Origin of the sequence: Mucilaginibacter sp., assembly GCF_039207105.1 — a bacterium.
GTDB lineage: Bacteria > Bacteroidota > Bacteroidia > Sphingobacteriales > Sphingobacteriaceae > Mucilaginibacter.
Genome location: NZ_JBCECK010000069.1, coordinates 6,351 through 27,128, shown reverse-complemented (window position 1 = coordinate 27,128; position 20,778 = coordinate 6,351). Strand labels below are relative to the sequence as shown.

Below are 20,778 nucleotides of genomic sequence, written 5' to 3'. Positions count from 1 at the left end.
TCCCGCTTTTCCTTCTCTCTTATCTCCCTCTCAAGCGGGCTGCAAAGGTGCAAATCTTATTTTAATTTAGCAAGTGATTTTTCAACTTTTTAAAACTTTTTTTCAATTTGCTGATCTTCAAAAAACAACGCCCTTTTTCCTTGAGCGGCCACAAATGTACACACAAAACCCAATACCAACCAAGAGAAATTTTCAAATAATTAAAACAATTTTACAACTCACTGTAAACTAATCTCAAACTTAATAACAGATGCCCTTTATATCTTATAAATAATAGCATTTACCTAATTTGTATATTTGAAAAGTATATGAACAACCACCCATTTCCTGAAAACTTCCTGACGTTGTTAAGCGCAGAAAACGGATTTGATGAGCAAAGTTTCATTAAAGCCCATCAATTTTCGGATGCTCCTACCTCTATAAGACTAAACCCCTTTAAGCCTTCGGCCCAAAAAGCCGACGGACAGGTGCCCTGGTGTGCCGATGGTTTTTATTTAAACGAGCGTCCGTCGTTCACTTTTGATCCGCTTTTTCATGCCGGATGTTATTATGTACAGGAAGCTTCATCTATGTTTATTGATCATATTGTAAAACATATCAGGCAAAATAATACGGAATCTGTAAAGGTGCTCGACCTTTGCGCGGCCCCCGGAGGTAAAAGCACACTGCTTAATTCGGCCATCGGGCCCTATGATCTGCTGGTGGCCAATGAAATTATTAAAACCCGCGTACCTATATTAACAGATAACCTAAGCCGTTGGGGCCAGGCCAATGTAATTGTAAGTAATAACGATCCCAGAGATATTGGCCGGCTGAAAAGCTTTTTTGATATTATCCTGGTTGATGCGCCCTGCTCCGGTTCGGGAATGTTCCGTAAAGATCCGCAGGCTATGAATGAATGGTCTGAAGATAATGTAAACCTATGCCACCAGCGACAGGAGCGTATACTGGCCGACATACTACCGGCATTGAATGAGGATGGCTACCTTATATATAGTACCTGCTCTTATTCGCACCAGGAAAATGAGGATATACTGGATTGGCTTTGCCAGGAATTTGAGCTTGAAAGTATTCGTATACCTATATATAAGGACTGGGGGATTGTAGAAAGCCAGTCGGCACAGCAAAAAGCATGGGGCTATCGCTTTTATCCGGGACAGGTGAAAGGCGAGGGCTTATTTGCTGCCTGTTTACAAAAGAAAAACAACACCGGTGAATTGGGCAACTTTAAAAACAACATGTCGCAAAAAATAAGCAGCAAGGAGATTGATCAGGTAAAAATCTATATCAGCAATCCCGACAGCTTTTATTATTTTACCGTGAACGATGAATGGCTGGCTATTAACCGTACACATAAAGAAAGCCTGAATATTTTACAGCGCCATCTATACCTTAAAAAATCGGGGGTGAGGATTGGTAAATTGATGGGGAAAGATCTAATACCCGATCATGAACTTGCTCTGAGTACTGTTATTAACAAGGACGCTGTTTTGCAAACCCCACTAAATCACGATCAGGCTATACAATATCTGCGTCGTGATAACATCGACCTTAACCCTACTCAAAAAGGATGGAGCTTAATGACCTTTGAAGGCCATACACTGGGTTGGGCCAAGTTATTACCCAATCGTATCAATAATTATTACCCTAAGGAAATCCGGATATTTTCGCAGGAGGTCCCCCAGCCCCCTAAAGGGGGAACCATTTAACTCTAAGGGCATAAAAAAAGAGGCACATGTAATGTGCCTCTACATAAATATTTTCAAAGATTCCGATTTAGAGATTGGGGCTAATAGTCCCCTATAGATAATAGTACCAACGTACAGGCATATTCCGTTTCGATACCTTTTTCATTGGCCATACGGCGCAGTTCAGAATTTTCTGTGCCGGGATTAAATATAATGCGCTTTGGATGGGTGTTTAATATATAATCGTACAGTGGTGGTTGGTTTTGCGGGCCAACATATAATGTCACGGTGTCAATATCGTTATGAATGGTTTCGGGTTTTTCAATAGGCACGCCGGCTACTTCGCCCGTTTTAATACCTACATTTACTATAGTGTGTCCTTTACTTACCAACCTGTTGGCGGCCAGGTAAGCATATCTGCTGGCATCGGGTGTGGCGCCTAATACCAATGTTTTTTTGTCAGCCATTAATTATTCTGTTTAATAACGCTATCTGGGCCGAGTGGTAGATGTGATGCTGTATCAATCCGTTGATCAGCTCTTCATAAGTTACCCCAGTACCCAGTCCGCGGTTACGTTCATCATTAATCGGTTCATTCCATTGTTCCTGTGGGAATTTTTGGATGATACCAATCAAATTTACGTTAACCAGCTTTAAATCCTCAACATAATTCTGCCATTTTTGTTCGTCGGGTTTCCCGATCGGGGGCCAGTCGCCGCTGGTTGGTAGGCCCGATGGCAGGCCATTCATCCTGTCCATCACTTCTTCCGTCCAGGCTACCATATGCAAAACTATTTCTGCTACGTTGTGTACAGATCCGGGAGGCTTTTCATAAGCTGCCTCGAAGCTGATACCTTCTATTATAGTATATACAGGCGAGCCATACCAGGGATCGCCCGATAACACATTAGTTAATTGTGATGAAAGTTTTTCGGAAATACTCATGATAATATTTTTAAAGTTGCCAACGCGCAATTGATACCATCAATTGCAGCAGAAATAATGCCACCCGCATAACCTGCGCCTTCGCCGCAAGGAAACAGTCCTTGAACCTGCGGGTGTTGTAGGGTTTCTTTATCGCGCGGAACTTTTACCGGCGATGATGTGCGTGATTCTACACCTACTAATATCGCTTCGTTAGTATAATATCCTTTCATTTTTTTGCCGAAGGCGGGCAGTGCTTTTTGCAGGCGTTTGTGTATCCATTGCGGCAGCACCTCTTTAAGTTCGGTACTTTTGGTGCCAGGCAGGTAGGAGTTTACCGGTAAATCGGTTGACAGCCGCCCTTCCACAAAATCAACCATGCGCTGGCCGGGAGCAACCAGGTTACCTCCGCCGGCCACAAACGCGGCATGCTCTATCTGCTGTTGAAAATGTAGCATCTTAAAAGCGTCGCTATTATCACCTGCCACATCTTCCATATTGATCTGTACTACGGTACCCGAGTTGGCGAATGGATTATTACGTTTAGATGGGCTCCAGCCGTTCACCACAATTTCGTTAGTCTCGGTTGCGCAGGGAGCTATAATACCACCGGGGCACATACAAAAAGAAAATACGCCGCGATCATCTACCTGTTCAACCAGGTTGTAATAGGATGGGGGCAAATCTGGTCCCCGGTGTTCGCAATGATATTGCGCGCGATCAATAATTTCCTGCGGATGCTCTATCCTTACTCCCAAAGCAAATGGTTTGGCCTCTATCAGTATATTTTGATGATGCAGCATTTCAAAAACATCACGCGCGGAATGGCCGGTGGCCAGAATCACCGCGTCGGAAGTTAGCTTTTCGCCATTGGCCAGTTTTACACCTTTTATTTTGCCAAACTCTACCAGTAGAGCGGTTACTTTGGTATCAAACATGATCTCCCCGCCGGCATTCAGTATAGTTTCGCGCATGGCGGTAATAATCTGTGGCAGCTTATTGGTACCGATGTGCGGGCGGGCATCAACCAAAATATTTTCGTCGGCACCGTGGGCCACAAACATTTTCAGCACCTGGTTTACGTCACCGCGTTTGGTTGAGCGCGTATATAGCTTGCCATCCGAATAAGTTCCGGCACCACCTTCACCAAAACAATAGTTCGACTCCGGATTTACCAAACCTTGCTTATTAATATTGGCCAAATCGCGGCGGCGTTGTTTTACATCCTTACCCCGTTCAATAATAACTGGCTTTAAACCCGACTGTATACATTGCAACGCGGCAAATAAACCCGCCGGGCCGGCACCTACTATAATAACAGGCCTGCCAAATTGTACATCGGGATAATTGACGGTAAATATTTCGGGTTGATAAACCTCATTTAAAAAAACCTGTACCTGCATGCGGTAAACTACCTTACGGCCACGGGCATCAATAGAGCGTTTTAAAATTTTTACTGCCGATATGTTTTTGGGTTGGATATTCAGGGAAGCTGCTGCTAAACGGGTTATCACAGCCTGGTCTTCCTGCTGCCCGGGGGGACATACTATTTCTACTTCTTTGGTCATAAATAATGGCCGGGTTTTTATCCCGGATTAATGCAAAGGTAGAAAAAATCATCTTCCATCTCTATATTCAAAAACTCATCATAGTGAAACAAAAGCCCTATCCTTTGGGAGTAAAGCCCATCAAAAAGCAGTTTCACCAAATCAGACTGTTCATCGACTCACCCCGACATCGCTTCGCTTGTCGACTCTCTCTTCAGCTTCGCTGGAAAGAGGGTGAAAAAAATATTTTCTTTGCTCCTTTGTCTTTTTAGTCTTAATCAATTTTTCCCACCCTCTTTCCGCCACAGGCGAAGAGAGGGTGGTCCAGCGAAGCGTAGACCGGGTGAGTAAAACCGTCCGTCCGTGCACAATGACCGTCCGCTATCGAACAGTTTTAAACGATACTCAAAATTTATTTTATTGAAAATCAATAATTTACAAAATGGCATCTGTATTGGCATAGGCTCCATATAAAATTACAACACAACATGAATATCGCTGAAGACCGCTTAATGACCCTTTGGGAAGGATGTTTAAAAAACGACCGCAAGCAACAAGAACAATTATATAGATTATTAGCGCCAAGAATGCTGGCCGTGTGCATGCGTTATGCAACCGATAAAGATGAAGCGCAGGATATACTGCAGGAAGGTTTTATAAAAATGTTCAAAAACATGAATAATTTCCGGGGCGATGGCAGCCTGGAAGGATGGATTCGCCGTATCATGGTACACTGCGCCATATCACGCTATCGCAAATTAAAACCCATGATGCTTGTTGATGATTTTGCCGCCGAAAGCAATATGCCGCTAAGCAAATCATACAACGAGAATGGCCTGGAAGCAAAAGACCTGATGAAACTGGTACAAAAACTGCCAAAAACCTATCGTTCTGTATTTAGTATGTATGCTATTGAAGGGTACTCGCATCAGGAAATAGGTAACTCATTAGGCATGACCGAATTGTTATCTCGCACCACGTTGTATCGCGCCCGTAACGTATTGAAAGAGATGATCAGCAAGCTTACCTCGCGCGAACAACATTGTATGGCAGGATAAACTTTATCCTGCTTTTTCCAACTCATCTTCAATTCCCCGAAGTATCATCAAACACGCAAAAGTTCAGGCACTTCCGACCTGAACCACAAAATAGCAGATAACGACGCTTAATTTTTGAAGTGTTGTGTAATATTCCTGATAGCTTAAATGTTTTAATTATCTTTATAGACATGTATATTGCCATGTTGTCACTAAGCGTTAGCGATTGTAACAACGGTACGTATTTTGTAATCTAACGGAAAATCACATCTCAAAAAACATAATTAAATGAAAAAGCTATTATCTGTAATATTAATCATAACGGCAGCAATGTCATTAAGCTCATGCAGCTATAACAGCATGGTTAAAGGCGACGAGAACATTAAAACCAAATGGGCAGCTGTTCAAAGCCAGTATCAACGCCGCAGCGATCTGATTCCTAACCTGGTAAATACTGTAAAAGGCGCAGCCAATTTTGAAAAAAGCACCCTTACTGCTGTGGTTGAGGCACGCGCCAAAGCTACTGCCGTACAGGTTGACCCAACTAAATTAACACCGGAATCTATCAAAGCATTTCAAGCTGCCCAGGGCGAATTAAGTTCGGCATTAGGCAGATTGCTGGTGGTAACCGAAAATTATCCTAATTTAAAAACCAACGAAAATTTTCTGGGCCTTCAAGCTCAAATTGAAGGAACTGAAAACCGCATACAGGTAGCACGTCAGGATTTTAATACTGCTGTTCAGGATTTTAATACCAAGATCCGTTCATTCCCGGCCAACATAACCGCCAAAATGTTTGGCTTTACTGAAAAGGGCTATTTTACCGCCGAACCTGGCGCTGATAAAGCACCAAAGGTTGAGTTTTAATTATCATTGATTTCACTGATTGCTGAAATGATTACACAGATTATAAACTGTTGATATCAAAGTAATCGGTGTAATCATTCTTAAAATCAGTGAAATCATAACTATTATGCCTGTATTTAACGACGAAGAACAGCAGCGGATCCGTAAGGCTATTGAAGAAGCGGAGAACCGGAGTTCGGGCGAGATCCGTGTGTGCATTGAAAAAAAATGCAGCGAAGAGGTACTTGACCGGGCAGCCAAATACTTCTTTCAACTTAATATGCACAAAACCAAGCTTCGTCACGGGGTGCTTATTTATGTGGCTACGGTGGATCGTAAGTTTGCCATTATAGGCGATGCCGGTATAAACCAGGTTGTTCCACCCAATTTTTGGGATAGCACTAAAGAGGATATGATGCAGCACTTTAAATATGGCGACATTGTAGAAGGCATCATCACCGGACTAAAAATAGCGGGAGAACAGCTGCAAAAATATTTCCCTAATACCCAGGGCAACAACAATGAACTGCCCGATGACATTGCCTTCATGGATGGCGATTAACACTTAAAACACATGTTCAAAAAAATCATATTGTTCTTTAGCCTGTTGCTAAGCACTTTTGCAGTACTGGCGCAGGATTTTCCGGAGCGATCAACCACACTCGTTACAGATTATACTAATACCCTATCTGCAGACGATAAGCAAAAACTCGAAACTAAACTGGTTGCCTTTAATGATTCTACCAGTACCCAGGTTGCTGTAGTGATACTGAAATCGGTAGGTAGTTATGATATTAATGCTTACGGTGTAGCTTTACTACGTAAATGGGGAATTGGCCAGAAAGATAAAAACAACGGTATTCTGGTGTTGGTTGCCCTTGGTGACCGTAAGGTATCTATTCAAACCGGATACGGGGCCGAAGGTTCTTTGCCAGACATAATAACCCAGGAAATCATTCAGAATGACATCAAGCCACGCTTTAGACAGGGTGACTATTTCGGCGGACTTGATGCGGCTACCAGCAGCATAATCAAATACACCAAAGGCGAGTACAAAGCGGATAAAAAACAATCAAAAGCCGTTAAAGGCGGTGGTAGCGCTATGATACTAATTATCATCGTGATCGTAATACTGATCATTATATTCCGTAACCGTGGGGGCGGCGGTGGAGGCCGGCAAATTATTGGCGGCAGAGGTGCCGCAAGTCCGTTCTGGTGGTTTTTAGCAGGCAATATGCTTGGTGGCGGTGGCAGAAGCAGTGGCTCTGACTGGGGAGGTTTCTCTGGAGGAGGAGGCAGCAGCGGTGGCGGCTTCGGAGGATTTGGCGGCGGAAGCGGCGGCGGCGGTGGATCAAGCGGCAGCTGGTAAGCTTTGCAATTATTGGATTATTGATTTAATGAATTATTGTTTTATTTGAACGATAATTCACTAAATCGATAATTTAAACCCCTCACCCAATCAATAATTCAATCACTCAATAATTCACTAATTATTATACATGGATCTTACCTGGAAATTACTTTCATCTCATTATATACACAAAGGCCCTTGGGCTACCCTACGGATTGATAAATGCGAAATGCCCAACGGCCGCATTGTTGATGATTATTATGTTTTAGAATACAGCAACTGGGTTAATGCAGTAGCTGTAACCGAAAATAATAAAGTATTAATGGTACGGCAATACCGCCATGCTGCCGGCATCATCTCGCTGGAAATCCCAGGTGGGGTTATTGATGGCGATGAGTCACCTGTTGAAGGGTTACGTCGTGAATTACTGGAGGAAACAGGCTATCAGTTTGATGACTTTGAACTGCTTTGCACCGTTTATGGCAACCCATCAACTGCCAACAATCAAACTTTTACCTATTTAGCCAAAGGTGGTAAAAAAGTACAAGGTCAATCACTGGATGACCACGAGGAGTTAATTGTTGAGGAATACACCATAGATGAAGTAAAGCAGATGTTGCTGGAAAATAAAATAGTACAGGCCATGCATTGCGCAGGCTTATTTTATGGTATGGTAAAGCTCGGAGCATTATGATACTCCGGGCATTTTAAGAACGCGTTAACAGCTCCCAGATCTTAACTGCCTCTACTGCTTCTTTTACATCATGCACCCGCAATATATTAGCGCCCTTTATCAGGCTTATGGTATTTAAAACAGTAGTACCATTTAACGCTTCAGCAGCTGTATTTCCCAGCAAACCATATATCATTTTTTTTCGGGATATTCCTGCAAGTATGGGTAAGCCCATCATCTGAAAATCCTGCAAACGGCTCATCAAAGCATAATTGTGTTCCTGCTTTTTAGCAAAGCCAAAACCCAGGTCAATGATCACATCGTGAACACCCAGCTGCTTTAACTGATGATAGCGTGATGCTAAATAGTCAAATACATCCAAAAATACATTATCATACTGCGCAAGTTGGGTCATGGTTTGCGGAGTACCTTTCATGTGCATTAATATATAAGGCACCTGTAAGCGAGCTACAGTTGCAAACATATCGTTATCCAATTGCCCGCCAGATACATCATTAATAATATGCGCGCCTGCATTAATAGCAGCTTCAGCTACGGGAGCACGGAAGGTATCTATAGAAATCACCGCTTCAGGAAAAGCGGCAATAATAGCTTCAACAATGGGTAATAATCTGTCGGTTTCTTCGGCTACGGAAATATCCTGGGCACCCGGGCGCGAGGAGTAAGCGCCTATATCTAAAAAGGTGGCGCCATCCATCAGCATTTTTTCGGCCTGTTGTAAGGCTTCATCAACACCCTGCTTGCGGCTGCCAGCATAAAATGAATCGGGCGTTAGGTTAATAATGCCCATTACCTTGGGCCGGGATATGTCGATAAGTTTACCGCCGGCATTTAGGGTAACCTTTTTATGAAAAAATACAGACTCAGACATAAACGTCGAATTCATTAATAAATTAATAGCGTAAAGTTAATCTAACTTCAAACAAAGTTATTACAAGGCTAATATTTCAAAGGATTAATATCTAAATTTGGCGTGTGCGAAACCTTCTTGTTTGAAGGCGCAAAGATGGGACGTGAAGTTATGCCTGGCCCAGCCACCGCACGTAGACTCAAACAGGCAACACTTTGAATACATCATCAGAATACGACGCAGTTATTAACATTTGTAAGGGGCTTTTCATGAAAAAGACCCGTGATTACGGTACCGCATGGCGCATATTACGCCCCCAATCCATCACCGACCAGATATTTATCAAAGCGCAGCGCATACGCACACTCGAAGAAAAAAAGGTATCAAAAGTTGGCGAAGATATTACCGGCGAATATATCGGCATAGTTAATTATTGCGTTATAGCCATGATGCAACTGGAATGCAGCGCCGATACCCCTAACGAACTTGCACCAGACCACGTAGAAGGATTATTTAATGAGAAGGTGCAGGAAACTAAAGACCTTATGTTTGCCAAAAACCATGATTATGGCGAGGCCTGGCGCGATATGCGCATCAGTTCTTTAACCGACCTGATATTGATGAAACTACTACGCGTTAAGCAAATCGAAGATAATCAGGGCCTTACCGAAGCATCAGAAGGTGTAAAGGCTAACTATCAGGATATGCTTAACTATTCGGTATTCGCCTTAATTAAACTTGGAGTATAATATTACCTGAATGAAAAACAGCCTTATTTGGTTTTGCAGAATAGCGGTTGGCTTGCTATTCATTTTCTCGGGCCTGATCAAGGCTAATGACCCATTAGGATTTTCTTATAAGCTGGAAGAATATTTTGAGGTTTTCCACATCATGTTCCTGAACAGTTTTGCACTGAGCATGGCTATACTACTGTGCGCATTAGAAATGTTACTGGGTTTTGCATTACTGATAGGCGTTAGGGCTGTAAAAATCACTTGGGGATTATTGCTACTCATTATATTTTTTGGCTTCTTAACATTTTATTCTGCCTTTTTCAAGGTTGTGCAAACCTGTGGTTGCTTTGGTGATGCTATTCCGCTTACGCCCTGGCAGTCGTTTAGTAAAGATATGGTATTGCTGGTGCTGGTATTGGTACTGTTCATTAACCGCACCAAAATAAAACCTTTGTTTAAACCAAAAACAGGCGATAAATGGCTTATAGGCGCGGCCATTGTATCAATAGGTTTCGGTATTTACACCTACAACTTTATGCCCATTATCGACTTTTTACCTTACAAAGTAGGTGCTAACATATTGGATGAAATGAAAATACCTGCCGGTGCCCCGCTTGACGTTTTTGAGGTTACCTACAATCTTAAAAATAAAAAGACAGGCGAAACCAAGGTAATGAGCGACAAGGAATACCTGAGCACCAATATCTGGAAAGATGCTAACTGGGAAGTAGTGGGTAATCCTGAAAGCCGCCTTATCAAAAAAGGTTTTGAACCTAAGATCCGCGACCTGTCTATCCAGGATGGCCAGGGTAATGATTATACAAAAGAATTATTGAGCAATCCTTTTTACAGCCTCATTATTGTAGCTTATGACCTGGATAAAACCAGCGGTGAAGCCATTAACCGTTTAAATGCATTGGCTATCAACGCTACGGAAAATTATAACCTCCGTACGGTGCTGCTTACTTCCAATTCGGCCCAAAGCGCCCAGGCTTTTGCCAAAACGCACAAATTAGTTACCGAAATTTTTTATTCAGATGGCGTACCGCTTAAATCAATGGTACGTGCCAATCCGGGCGTGCTACTGCTCAAAAACGGAACCATCATTAATAAATGGCATTACCATTCGGTACCCACTTACGATAGCATGGTGAAAAAATATTTTCAACATCAATAACATGATCAGTTACCTCATCCGCAAATTATTTTACGGACTGGCGGTAATGCTGGGCGTGGTAGTGGTTGTTTTTTTTCTGTTCAATATTTTACCGGTTGACCCAGCTCGCATGACCCAGGGTCAGCGTGCCGACGTACAGTCATTACAGGCCGTGCGCAAAGAATTTGGACTGGATAGACCTATTCCTGTACAGTTTGCCTATTATCTCAATGATCTTTCACCCATAGGTATTCATCTGAATAACGCTGATGAACAACAGCGATATCATTACGCCAGGCTGTTTCCTATCAGTGATACAAAAGTTCTTGCTTTGAAATGGCCTTACTTGCGCCGCTCCTATCAAACCCGTAAAGACGTAGCAAGTCTTTTGTTAGAGGTAATTCCCAATACGCTGGTGCTGGCCACCACAGCTATGATATTTGCTATTATTATAGGTGTATTTTTAGGGATACTGAGCGCAGTTAATAAAGATACCTGGATAGATAAGCTGGCCATTAGTTTTTCAACTTTGGGAATTTCCGCACCATCATTCTTTGCAGGAATCATTATTGCCTGGATATTTGGGTTTGAACTGAGCAAGTATACAGGATTAAACATGTCGGGCAGTTTATACAGCTATGATCCCTTTAAAGGCGAGGTGATCAGTATCCGGAATTTAATATTACCCATGATCACGCTTGGCTTGCGGCCGCTGGCTATTATTGTACAGCTTACCCGTAATGCCATGTTGGATGTTTTAGGTCAGGATTATATCCGTACGGCCAGGGCCAAAGGCTTGGGTAGCCGCACTATTATTTATCGCCACGCGCTTAAAAACGCGCTTAATCCCGTGATCACCGCTATTGCCAACTGGTTTGCCTCTTTACTGGCCGGATCTTTTTTTGTGGAATACATTTTTGGTTACAACGGCTTAGGAAAAGCTACAGTTGATGCGCTGGAAATGTCAGACTTTCCAGTGGTGATGGGTTCGATACTTTTTATCGCTTTTATTTTTGTGGTGATCAGTATTCTGGTTGATATTATTTATGTTTGGATAGATCCGCGGGTAAAATTAAGCTGATATATTATTATGAAGTATTTTTTAGTCGGCTTTATGGGTTGTGGTAAAACCACCTGGAGCCGCAAACTGGCTGCCAAATTAGGCTACGAATTTATTGACCTTGACCATGTACTGGAAGCAAAGGCCGGTATGAGCATTGCTGAATATTTTTCGAGCTTTGGCGAAGATGCATTTCGCAAACTGGAATCGGATGTGTTGAAACAAACTGAATACCCTGAAAACGTAGTGGTATCAACAGGTGGTGGCTTGCCTTGCTTTTTTGACCATATGCAGTGGATGAATGCTAACGGCAAAACCCTGTACATTAAACTATCGCCCAAAACACTGGCCGACAGGCTGGAAAACAGCAAAACCATTCGCCCGGTACTGCAAGGTAAGCAAGGCCCGGAATTAGTTGAGTTTATAACCGGCAAACTCGCCGAACGCGAAAGTTATTATTTACAGGCCAGCAATATTGTCGAAGGGATTGATATGTCTGTAGAGAAATTGGAAGAAGCTTTGGGGATTAAGGCCATTTAGAATAATCAACCCGGTTATCTAATATCGCAATTACTACGATTTGATCTTGGTTAATCTTATAAAAAACAGATAATTGTTTGCTTAAGACTGCCCTACGAACATTTTTACCCTTTGAACTTAATGGATAAAGTTCAGGAAAAACTGTTATAACACGCTCAAATATTTGAAGTAGTCTATAAAATTTAGCTACTTCTTTTTGGGTAAACTTATACAATAAATAGTTTTTGATGGCTATTGCATCGGTATTTGAACGCTTGGTATAAACTATGGCTAAAGGAAAACTTTCAGGCATCCTTTAGATTTTTCCAAAACACATCTGAAGAAACTATCCTGCCGTTTTCAGCATCACTTATTCCTTCACCAATATGCTTTTTTTGTGATTCAGATAGGTCATCCCACCAATCTTTGTCAGTTTTAGCATTCCTTAATCCATCTAAAACCATCAACATGTTTGAATCTGAAAGCTGCTCAATCCATGCTATTAAATTTGATTTTGTTTTTTTGATTTCAGCTACTGACATAATTGAAAGTATATAAACAAATTTAACTATTCTACATCAAATAAACTGCGTCTTCACCTCCTGTTTCGGTCAAAACAACATCTACATGTTCTTTGATCACGGTTGAAAGGGCAACGCCTGCATAATCAGTAGTTACCGGAAAGTTCTTATGGTTACGATCAATTAGTACAACTGTACGCAACTTTTTCAGCGGAACGTCCAGAAAAACACCGAAACCATAAGCCAAAGTTTTACCGCTGTTCAGCACATCATCAACCAATATCACTACTTTATTGTTGCATTCCTGTTTATCAAAATCAATAATTGCCTGCAACGTACTGCTTTGCTTTTCAATCTCGATGGTTAACAGCTTGCTTTTAAATGGAGCAATTCCATCTAAAATATCTTTTATGCGTTGGGCAATGTGGTTGCCACGGGGTAATATGCCGGCAATGAGTATTTCTTCCTCGTCAAAGTTATCTTCCAGTATCTGGTAGGCAATACGATCTATCTTTTGTTGTATCTGCTGTTGGTTTAATATCAGGAGTTTCTTTTCGGACATGTTCGGATAATAAATACTGATGTAAATATATAAAATTAACTATCCAACAACTGCTTCAATTATTACTTCCCATACGGAAAATAAACAAAGTTAGCACCCTCGGGCACAACCACAAAAACGCACATATATTCGTTTGGGTTTTTGTAGCTGTTAATGAACCTATCTTTCAGCTCGGGTTTAATTACACCCCGCTCGGTAAATTCTTCAAGGGTTGAGGCATGTATACTCCATTCCGAGTTCAGATCATTTTTGTCCAGTATCACCTCTCCAAGTTTAATTTCATGCTGATGTGCTATAAAAATAGGGTATGATGAAAGGCCTTCCATCATAATTTCTACAGCTACCTCATGGATAGAATCTTTAAAAATTTTAAGATCGCGTTCCAAACTTACCAACGGACTATCCGCTGCCCTCTTCGGACTTTCGTTACCTTCGTTTAACAGATCTTCGGGTTGCATATATTGGCCGTTGATTTATTTTGACTCCGTTTATTTCGTTGATACTCTTGTGTCTGATTTTTTGTCTGAACCAGGATTAAACAAATTCAAGGATTTTTTGTCATTGTTCCTTTGTCCACTAATCCTTCTTCAGCACTAACAACACCACGTTCTCTACGTGTTGCGTGTGCGGGAACATATCAACGGGTTGTATTTTTACAGTATCGTATTTTTCTTTAAGTATCAGCAAATCCCGAGCCTGAGTAGCAGCATTACAGCTTACATACACAATTTTTTCAGCTTCAATTTCCATCAGGCGGTTTACCACATCTGGGTGCATACCTGCGCGCGGCGGATCAGTAATAATTACATCTGGTTTTCCGTGCTCTGCCACAAAATCCGCTACCAGCACATCCTTCATATCGCCAGCGTAAAATTTAGTATTGGTGATATTGTTGATAGCTGAGTTTACCTTTGCATCCTCGATAGCGGTTGGTACATACTCAACGCCAACCACTTCCTTTACATGGCCGGCAATAAAGTTAGCTATGGTACCCGCACCGGTGTAGAGGTCATAAACCAGCTCGTCGCCTTTAAAGCCGGCAAAGTCGCGGGCTATTTCATACAGGCGCAGGGCCTGGATGCTGTTGGTCTGATAAAATGATTTGGGACCGATACGGAATTTGATACCATTCATTTCTTCATGAATATATTCAGGACCTTTAAAAGCAATTACATCCTGGTCAAAAATGGTATCGTTCTTTTTTTGGTTGATGATGTACAGCAATGATGTTATCTCCGGGAAACCGGCATCAATAAAGTTCATCAGGTTATTCACTTCCTCCTCGCTTACATAAGCAAATACAACGATCACCATGACCTCACCGGTTGATGAAGTACGTACGATCAGGTTACGCAAAGCACCTTCATGGTTACGCAGATTATAAAATGAATAACCATTTGCTATCACAAAATCACGAATATTGTTGCGTAGATCATTTGAAGGCTCGGCTTGCAGGTAGCAATGCTTAACATCAAGTATCTTATCAAAACGGCCGGGAATGTGAAAACCCAGCGCGTTCATATTTAGGGTTTCGTCTTCTTTATTCTCGCCATCATATAACCAGCGCTTATCACTAAAAGTATACTCGAGTTTATTACGATAATAACGGTCGGCAGGGGATGGAACAATATCCATCATGCCATCTACATCAATTTTGGCTATACGGCCCAAGGCATCAGCTACAGATTTTTGCTTGAATTTTAGCTGACCCTTATAATCCATGTGCTGCCATTTGCAGCCCCCGCAGGTACCAAAATGTTCGCAAAATGGTTCAACACGGTATTCTGAAGGTTGTTTAAGCGCAACAATCTTTCCTTCGCCAAAATTCTTTTTGCTTTTGTAAACCTGTACATCTGCAACGTCGCCGGGGATGGCTTTATCAACAAAAAGCACAAAGTCGTCGGTTTTACCTACGCCCTTACCTTCTTCGGCAATATCAATGATCCGAACATCTTCAAAAAACTTCTGTTTAGCAACTTTATTCATCAGGCTGCAAAGTTAACCGTATTTATTTAATCCTGAAACGGTAGAAAGAAACAAGAAATAAGATGCAAGAATCAAGAGTGAAGAAATAAGAAGAAAGATGCAAGGGTCAAGAAACAAGAATCGAGATAACAATATTGGGATTAGAATTGGAACTAACAGACAATAAAATACCATGCCGCTAAAAGCGAGTTACTATAAAGTGAAAATACCACGTCAAGCAAACAAGCTCATGAGATAGGATACAAAATCATCTGCATCCATATCGGCTATGGCTATGTCAAACTGCTCATCAATCTGGTCTGAAAATTCTGTTAGTTCGCGACTCATATTAAAAATTTACTATGCTAACATAGTAAATTTAATACCAAAAACCAAGTTAGTATACGGTATTTTTTACACCTCTAATAATCCCATTGTACTTCTTGTGCACTGGTGATCATTTTTATCGTTTTAGCATATTTAAAATCCATTTTTCTTTTGTATGTTTCAAAAGTATTGCCACCGGCCTTGAATATCGTTTTATGAGCAAACCATACCAGGGTTGATGAGGCATAAAAGAAACAGCGATAAGCTGGCTTGCGCCAACTACGGGAAAATGGGTTTTTCCTCTCAAATATCATAGCCAGGCGTTCTGTTTGAAATGTGATGTGATATGCTTCATCAATTAAAATATCTGTACAGATCTCTTTTAACAAGCCGCATTCTGTAGCATCCTTTAACGATTGATAAAATATTTGTGCTGTGCTTTCAACAACAATAACAGCCAGCGTCCATATTTCCATACTTGTATTCAAGTATCTTACCCTCCGGAACAGACTATCGCCCCAATCTTTTTTAATACGTGGTTGTTCAATGCCATCTAGGTACAATCCCAGATTATTACCGTGTTTTTGTTCTTCCTTTATAAAAAGTTTTACGGCTTCTACATAATCAGGGTCGCTTATTTTATCCGCGTATTTGGTGGATGCTGCAATCAGGTTTCTGCCCTCTGATGTTTCTCCCAATTGCCAGGCTTGCAGGGATGGCAGTATGATATTAATTTCTTCGGGAGTTATTGCAGGCCTTGAATTCCAGTTAACTCTTTTTATAGAAGCATTTGCCTTGAAATGATTTATCCAATAATTACTTGCATGCATATTAATTAATTTAAAAGTTCTTTGTATTTCAAAGTTAACAATCAAAAATAAAGGCCCAATGGCCTAACTGAAGAAACTCTTCCTTTTTTATTCACTTTGTATTTCAAAGTAACAAAGAAGATTTTATGATTCCAAATAAATTATTCATCAAAAACTAAACCGAAACAGCCGCCTTTACCAGGTAAGGAAGGATCTCCTTTTGAAAAGAAACAAAATTCTTACGTACATCTGAATCGCTTACCGATGTAAATGCAAAACTGAACACGATGCTTTTACTGCATTTGATCAGGAAACGTAAACGCTGCTGGTAAGTTTCATGCTGACGGATGCCCGGTAGCTGAACAAAAGAAGCCATTAATAATTCCTCCAACTCGTTGGAAAGACTTTTTAAAAAATCCTGCGAGTTGGTTGATTCCCTGATAAAATCCCAGCCAATGAACTCATTACATATGGTATACGACAGTCGACAGGTTTTCATGATGAGGTTGTTTAAATATACTTCCTCATCCAAATCTGGCGTATTGCTTTGCACCAGATCATCAACACTAGCCTTAATGTAATCCATCAGCAAAATGTGCAGAACAGCCTCTTTACTATCAAAGTATTTGTAAATGGTAGCTTTTGCAATTTTTGCCTTCTTTGCAATTTCGTTAACACTCGTTTTATGGTAACCGAATTTGCGGAACAGATCCTGTGCCGCCCTTTTTATACTATCTTTTATTTTATCGGCTTCCATTTATTAATTAACAACTTGAATAGTGAACTGAGTGGTTACTACCTGGTATTGGCGAAGCGATTTGGTAGCAGGCGCTTTTACAGGCGTTCCATCAGCTAATGAAAATTTCGATCCGCTACAGGGATCGGTCACGGAAAATCCCGTGTCGTCAAGAGTAACGGCACACTTTTTTTCGGGCATGTAGCTGCTACATCTGTCATAAGCTACATAAACGCCATCAGGCCTCCTATAAATGATCAATCCCGAAACTCCGTAGCCATTAATTAGCACAGCACCACCCTGGGTATTTAGCTTAGCCAAACGCGGATCGGTTAATGAGGCCTGAAAATTTACCGGCAAACTCGGAACAGTATCCCCACTCTTTCCACATGAAATAAAACAAATACTTGTTAGTAAGATCAGTATGAGCTTCCTCATAACATTTCGGTTTGGAATTGTTTTAAGAAACGAACATCGTTCTCTGAAAATAAACGCAGATCGCGTATCACATATTTCAGGTTGGCTATTCTTTCCATACCCATGCCAAAGGCAAAACCGGTATATTTCTTACTGTCAATACCGCAGTTTTCTAATACGTTCGGATCAACCATACCGCAACCTAATATTTCAACCCAGCCACTGTATTTACACATATTACAGCCAGGCCCACCACAAATGGTACATGATATATCCATTTCGGCAGATGGCTCAGTGAACGGGAAGTATGACGGACGGAAACGTACTTTTGTACCTTCGCCGTATAATTCCTGCACAAAGTGATACAATGTTTGCTTCAAATCTGAGAATGATACATTTTCATCAACATACAAACCCTCTACCTGATGAAAAAAGCAATGTGCACGGGCAGATATGGCTTCGTTACGATAAACTCTGCCCGGCATAATAGCCCTGAACGGTGGTTTACCATGCTCCATCATCCTTACCTGTACCGATGAAGTATGTGTACGCAGGGCAATATCATCCTTACCGCTGTTCTTTTTAATAAAAAAGGTGTCCTGCATATCACGAGCAGGGTGCTCTTCCGGAAAGTTCAGTGCCGAAAAGTTATGCCAGTCATCCTCTATCTCCGGCCCTTCGGCCACCACAAATCCTAAACGTTTAAATATATCAATGATCTCGTTACGTACCAGCGAAAGCGGATGACGCGAACCAACAGTAAAATCATCACCTGGTAAAGTAAGATCCTGCGAGTTTTGAGTACTGCTCTCAGCACTATGCTGGTCTTTCAACTCATTATATTTAGCCTCGGCCAGTTGTTTAAACTGATTAAGTACCTTACCAAAGGTGCGTTTTTCTTCGGGGCCAACGGTTTTAAACTGCTCAAAAAGGTCTTTGATAATTCCCTTGGTTCCTAAAAACTTGATGCGGAATGCTTCCAGTTCCTCGGCATTAGCCGGCGAAAATGCATTAATTTCGGACGTATACTGATCTATTTGAGCTTGCATTGTATGATATATTTTAATTTTACTTTACCGGTAGTAAACCAGTCTAGATTGTTGGTATCTGCGAAACATCAAGATACCTCTAAGTGTGCAAATATAAAAAAACAGGACTATTATTTAATTACCGCTAATTCCTTACCTACTTTGGTAAACGCGGCAATAGCCTTATCTAAATGTTGAGTATCATGCGCGGCCGATATTTGTACCCTAATGCGTGCTTTACCCTGCGGTACCACCGGATAGTAGAAACCGATAACATAAATACCTTCATCGAGCATTTTAGCGGCAAATTTCTGCGCAAGCTTGGCATCATAAAGCATAACCGGTACAATAGGGTGTACACCCGGCTTAATGTCAAAACCTGCTTCGGTCATTTTTTTACGGAAGTATTGGGTATTATCCTCCAGCTTATCGCGTAATGAGGTAGTTTCGCTCAGCATATCCAACACCGCTATAGATGCACCGGTAATAGCCGGAGCTAAAGTATTTGAGAACAGATATGGGCGTGAGCGCTGACGCAGCATATCGATAATTTCTTTACGGCCCGATGTAAAACCACCCGATGCACCACCTAATGCCTTACCCAAAGTACCGGTAATTATATCTATCTGACCCATTACGTTGTGGTGTTCATGCGTTCCGCGACCGGTTTTGCCCATAAAACCAGAGCAGTGACTTTCGTCAATCATCACTAAAGCGTTGTATTGATCGGCCAGGGCACAAATTTTATCAAGCTGAGCAATGGTTCCGTCCATGCTGAAAGCGCCATCAGTTACAATAATGCGGTGACGCAGATCTTTGGTCGCGATTAGCTTCTCTTCCAGATCGGCCATATCATCGTGTTTATAGCGATAACGTTGTGCTTTACATAAGCGCACGCCATCAATAATAGATGCATGGTTTAGTTCGTCAGATATAATAGCATCCTGATCATTAAACAAAGGTTCAAAAACACCACCATTAGCATCAAATGCCGCTGCATATAATATAGTATCTTCAGTACCCAAAAACTCAGATATTTTGGCCTCCAGTTGTTTGTGAATATCCTGCGTACCGCAAATAAAACGTACTGATGATAAGCCGTAGCCATGAGTATCCATTACGTTTTTAGCAGCCTCAATTACTCTTGAATTGCCCGAAAGGCCCAGGTAGTTATTTGCGCAAAAGTTGATCACTTCCTTACCACCCTGAACTGTAATATCGGCACCTTGCGCCGATGTAATAATACGTTCTTTCTTATACAATCCGGCACTTTCAATATCAGCAAGCTCCTGCTGCAAAACTGGCTTTAATGTGTTATACATATGATATGCTATTTAAAGGGTGCAAAATTAAGCATTAACGGGCATTTGACAGGGTTAATTGAACCTTAATTATTTATTAAGTTCAGTTTATATCAAAAATTCTACAATCAAGCTGAAAGCCGAAGGCTAAAGGCTTAAAGCTTTATGCCTTCCGCTTTTTGCTTTGAGCTTTAGGCTCAATTATTTATCTTTGCGCTTCATTTAACACTGTTTGCAACAGTATCAATGGATTATGGCAATATATAACACACTACTGTACTATTGTTATTCAACAATAGCTGATGCGGAGCAATTTGCTGCCGATCATTTAAAATTCTGTAAAAGCCTGGGGCTAACCGGCCGCATTATTGTAGCTACTGAAGGGCTTAACGGCACTGTTTCGGGAACTGCCGAGGCCTGCAAAACCTATATGGATACCGTACATGCCGACGAACGCTTTGCCGCTATCGATTTCAAAATTGATGAAGTTGATACGCCTTCGTTTGTAAAAATGCACGTTCGTTACAAATCTGAGATCGTACATTCGGGCCTGCGCGACCCTGAGGTGATTAACCCACAACAACAAACAGGCAAACATCTGGAACCCAAAGAATTTTTGGCTATGAAGGATCGTGACGATGTGGTTGTATTAGATGTACGCTCCAACTATGAGCACTCTTTAGGCAAGTTTAAAAATGCGGTTACG

The 20,778-nt window shown here is 41.4% G+C and carries 24 protein-coding genes and 1 pseudogene; 11 read left to right on the top strand and 14 right to left on the bottom strand.

Annotation, left to right across the window (positions count from 1 at the left end):
* Positions 1–308 precede the first annotated feature (308 nt).
* Positions 309–1,709, top strand: a complete 1,401-nt coding sequence (locus AAGC65_RS14990) for a methyltransferase RsmF C-terminal domain-like protein (RefSeq protein ID WP_343113272.1) — start codon at positions 309–311, stop codon at positions 1,707–1,709.
* An 80-nt stretch (positions 1,710–1,789) separates the two neighbouring features.
* Here the strand turns inward: AAGC65_RS14990 and AAGC65_RS14985 are convergent, their stop codons facing one another.
* Genes AAGC65_RS14985 through AAGC65_RS14975 form a run of 3 tightly spaced genes read right to left on the bottom strand, consistent with a single transcriptional unit; the run spans position 1,790 to position 4,180 of the window.
* Complete coding sequence (locus tag AAGC65_RS14985) at positions 1,790–2,155, bottom strand: CoA-binding protein (RefSeq protein ID WP_343113271.1); 366 nt, start codon at positions 2,153–2,155, stop codon at positions 1,790–1,792.
* On the bottom strand, positions 2,148–2,633 hold the full coding sequence (locus AAGC65_RS14980) for a DinB family protein (RefSeq protein ID WP_343113270.1): 486 nt from the start codon (positions 2,631–2,633) through the stop codon (positions 2,148–2,150). The genes AAGC65_RS14985 and AAGC65_RS14980 overlap by 8 nt, the downstream gene beginning before the upstream one ends.
* Entirely contained in the window at positions 2,630–4,180 is a 1,551-nt protein-coding gene (locus AAGC65_RS14975) for an FAD-dependent oxidoreductase (RefSeq protein WP_343113269.1), read from the bottom strand. Before AAGC65_RS14975 ends, AAGC65_RS14980 begins: the two co-directional genes overlap by 4 nt.
* A 467-nt stretch (positions 4,181–4,647) precedes the next feature.
* On the opposite strand from AAGC65_RS14975, the gene AAGC65_RS14970 reads away from it, so the two are divergent.
* The 5 genes from AAGC65_RS14970 (at position 4,648) to AAGC65_RS14950 (ending at position 8,087) form a co-directional block, all read left to right on the top strand.
* On the top strand, positions 4,648–5,217 hold the full coding sequence (locus AAGC65_RS14970) for a sigma-70 family RNA polymerase sigma factor (RefSeq protein WP_343113268.1): 570 nt from the start codon (positions 4,648–4,650) through the stop codon (positions 5,215–5,217).
* Positions 5,218–5,484: 267 nt separating this feature from the next.
* Complete coding sequence (locus AAGC65_RS14965) at positions 5,485–6,063, top strand: LemA family protein (RefSeq protein ID WP_343113267.1); 579 nt, start codon at positions 5,485–5,487, stop codon at positions 6,061–6,063.
* Positions 6,064–6,169: 106 nt separating this feature from the next.
* Positions 6,170–6,604, top strand: coding sequence for a TPM domain-containing protein (locus AAGC65_RS14960; RefSeq protein WP_343113266.1), 435 nt, complete (start codon positions 6,170–6,172; stop codon positions 6,602–6,604).
* Positions 6,605–6,616: 12 nt separating this feature from the next.
* Complete coding sequence (locus AAGC65_RS14955; protein WP_343113265.1) at positions 6,617–7,411, top strand: TPM domain-containing protein; 795 nt, start codon at positions 6,617–6,619, stop codon at positions 7,409–7,411.
* 130 nt (positions 7,412–7,541) lie between these two features.
* Positions 7,542–8,087 carry an NUDIX hydrolase gene (locus AAGC65_RS14950; protein WP_343113264.1) on the top strand — a complete coding sequence of 182 codons (546 nt, stop codon included), beginning with the start codon at positions 7,542–7,544 and terminating at the stop codon, positions 8,085–8,087.
* A gap of 13 nt (positions 8,088–8,100) precedes the next feature.
* Here the strand turns inward: AAGC65_RS14950 and folP are convergent, their stop codons facing one another.
* Positions 8,101–8,973, bottom strand: a complete 873-nt coding sequence (gene folP, locus AAGC65_RS14945; protein ID WP_343113263.1) for a dihydropteroate synthase — start codon at positions 8,971–8,973, stop codon at positions 8,101–8,103.
* A 233-nt stretch (positions 8,974–9,206) separates the two neighbouring features.
* Between folP and AAGC65_RS14940 the strand changes: the two genes are divergently transcribed.
* The 4 genes from AAGC65_RS14940 to AAGC65_RS14925 are packed head-to-tail and all read left to right on the top strand — an operon-like array spanning position 9,207 to position 12,427.
* Entirely contained in the window at positions 9,207–9,686 is a 480-nt protein-coding gene (locus AAGC65_RS14940) for a DUF1599 domain-containing protein (protein WP_343113262.1), read from the top strand.
* Positions 9,687–9,696: 10 nt separating this feature from the next.
* Positions 9,697–10,848 (top strand): BT_3928 family protein, encoded by a 1,152-nt coding sequence (locus AAGC65_RS14935; protein WP_343113261.1) that lies wholly within the window; start codon positions 9,697–9,699, stop codon positions 10,846–10,848.
* A gap of 1 nt (position 10,849) precedes the next feature.
* Entirely contained in the window at positions 10,850–11,908 is a 1,059-nt protein-coding gene (locus AAGC65_RS14930) for an ABC transporter permease (RefSeq protein WP_343113260.1), read from the top strand.
* A gap of 9 nt (positions 11,909–11,917) precedes the next feature.
* Entirely contained in the window at positions 11,918–12,427 is a 510-nt protein-coding gene (locus AAGC65_RS14925; protein WP_343113259.1) for a shikimate kinase, read from the top strand.
* Here AAGC65_RS14925 and AAGC65_RS14920 read toward each other — a convergent pair.
* The 10 genes from AAGC65_RS14920 to kbl form a co-directional block, all read right to left on the bottom strand.
* The gene (locus AAGC65_RS14920) at positions 12,414–12,719 is read right to left on the bottom strand and encodes a hypothetical protein (RefSeq protein ID WP_343113258.1); all 306 of its coding nucleotides are present in this window, start codon (positions 12,717–12,719) and stop codon (positions 12,414–12,416) included. The two genes, AAGC65_RS14925 and AAGC65_RS14920, sit on opposite strands and share 14 nt — an antisense overlap.
* A complete protein-coding gene (locus AAGC65_RS14915) occupies positions 12,712–12,948 on the bottom strand; it encodes a hypothetical protein (RefSeq protein ID WP_343113257.1) in 237 nt (78 codons plus the stop codon). The genes AAGC65_RS14920 and AAGC65_RS14915 overlap by 8 nt, the downstream gene beginning before the upstream one ends.
* A 31-nt stretch (positions 12,949–12,979) precedes the next feature.
* On the bottom strand, positions 12,980–13,489 hold the full coding sequence (locus tag AAGC65_RS14910; RefSeq protein WP_343113256.1) for a phosphoribosyltransferase family protein: 510 nt from the start codon (positions 13,487–13,489) through the stop codon (positions 12,980–12,982).
* Positions 13,490–13,551: 62 nt separating this feature from the next.
* Positions 13,552–13,947 (bottom strand): hypothetical protein, encoded by a 396-nt coding sequence (locus tag AAGC65_RS14905; RefSeq protein ID WP_343113255.1) that lies wholly within the window; start codon positions 13,945–13,947, stop codon positions 13,552–13,554.
* A gap of 118 nt (positions 13,948–14,065) precedes the next feature.
* Positions 14,066–15,475 (bottom strand): 23S rRNA (uracil(1939)-C(5))-methyltransferase RlmD, encoded by a 1,410-nt coding sequence (gene rlmD, locus AAGC65_RS14900; protein ID WP_343113254.1) that lies wholly within the window; start codon positions 15,473–15,475, stop codon positions 14,066–14,068.
* Between the two features lie 401 nt (positions 15,476–15,876).
* Positions 15,877–16,611 carry a ferritin-like domain-containing protein gene (locus tag AAGC65_RS14895; protein ID WP_343113253.1) on the bottom strand — a complete coding sequence of 245 codons (735 nt, stop codon included), beginning with the start codon at positions 16,609–16,611 and terminating at the stop codon, positions 15,877–15,879.
* 154 nt (positions 16,612–16,765) lie between these two features.
* Positions 16,766–17,347, bottom strand: a complete 582-nt coding sequence (locus AAGC65_RS14890; protein WP_343113252.1) for a TetR/AcrR family transcriptional regulator — start codon at positions 17,345–17,347, stop codon at positions 16,766–16,768.
* Between the two features lie 3 nt (positions 17,348–17,350).
* A complete protein-coding gene (locus AAGC65_RS14885; RefSeq protein WP_343113251.1) occupies positions 17,351–17,764 on the bottom strand; it encodes a hypothetical protein in 414 nt (137 codons plus the stop codon).
* Positions 17,761–18,792, bottom strand: a complete 1,032-nt coding sequence (gene pheS / locus AAGC65_RS14880; RefSeq protein ID WP_343113250.1) for a phenylalanine--tRNA ligase subunit alpha — start codon at positions 18,790–18,792, stop codon at positions 17,761–17,763. Before pheS ends, AAGC65_RS14885 begins: the two co-directional genes overlap by 4 nt.
* A 110-nt stretch (positions 18,793–18,902) precedes the next feature.
* Complete coding sequence (gene kbl, locus AAGC65_RS14875) at positions 18,903–20,093, bottom strand: glycine C-acetyltransferase (RefSeq protein WP_343113249.1); 1,191 nt, start codon at positions 20,091–20,093, stop codon at positions 18,903–18,905.
* Between the two features lie 232 nt (positions 20,094–20,325).
* Between kbl and AAGC65_RS14870 the strand changes: the two are divergent.
* Positions 20,326–20,778 (top strand): annotated as a pseudogene (locus AAGC65_RS14870) (hypothetical protein); the annotation flags it as partial.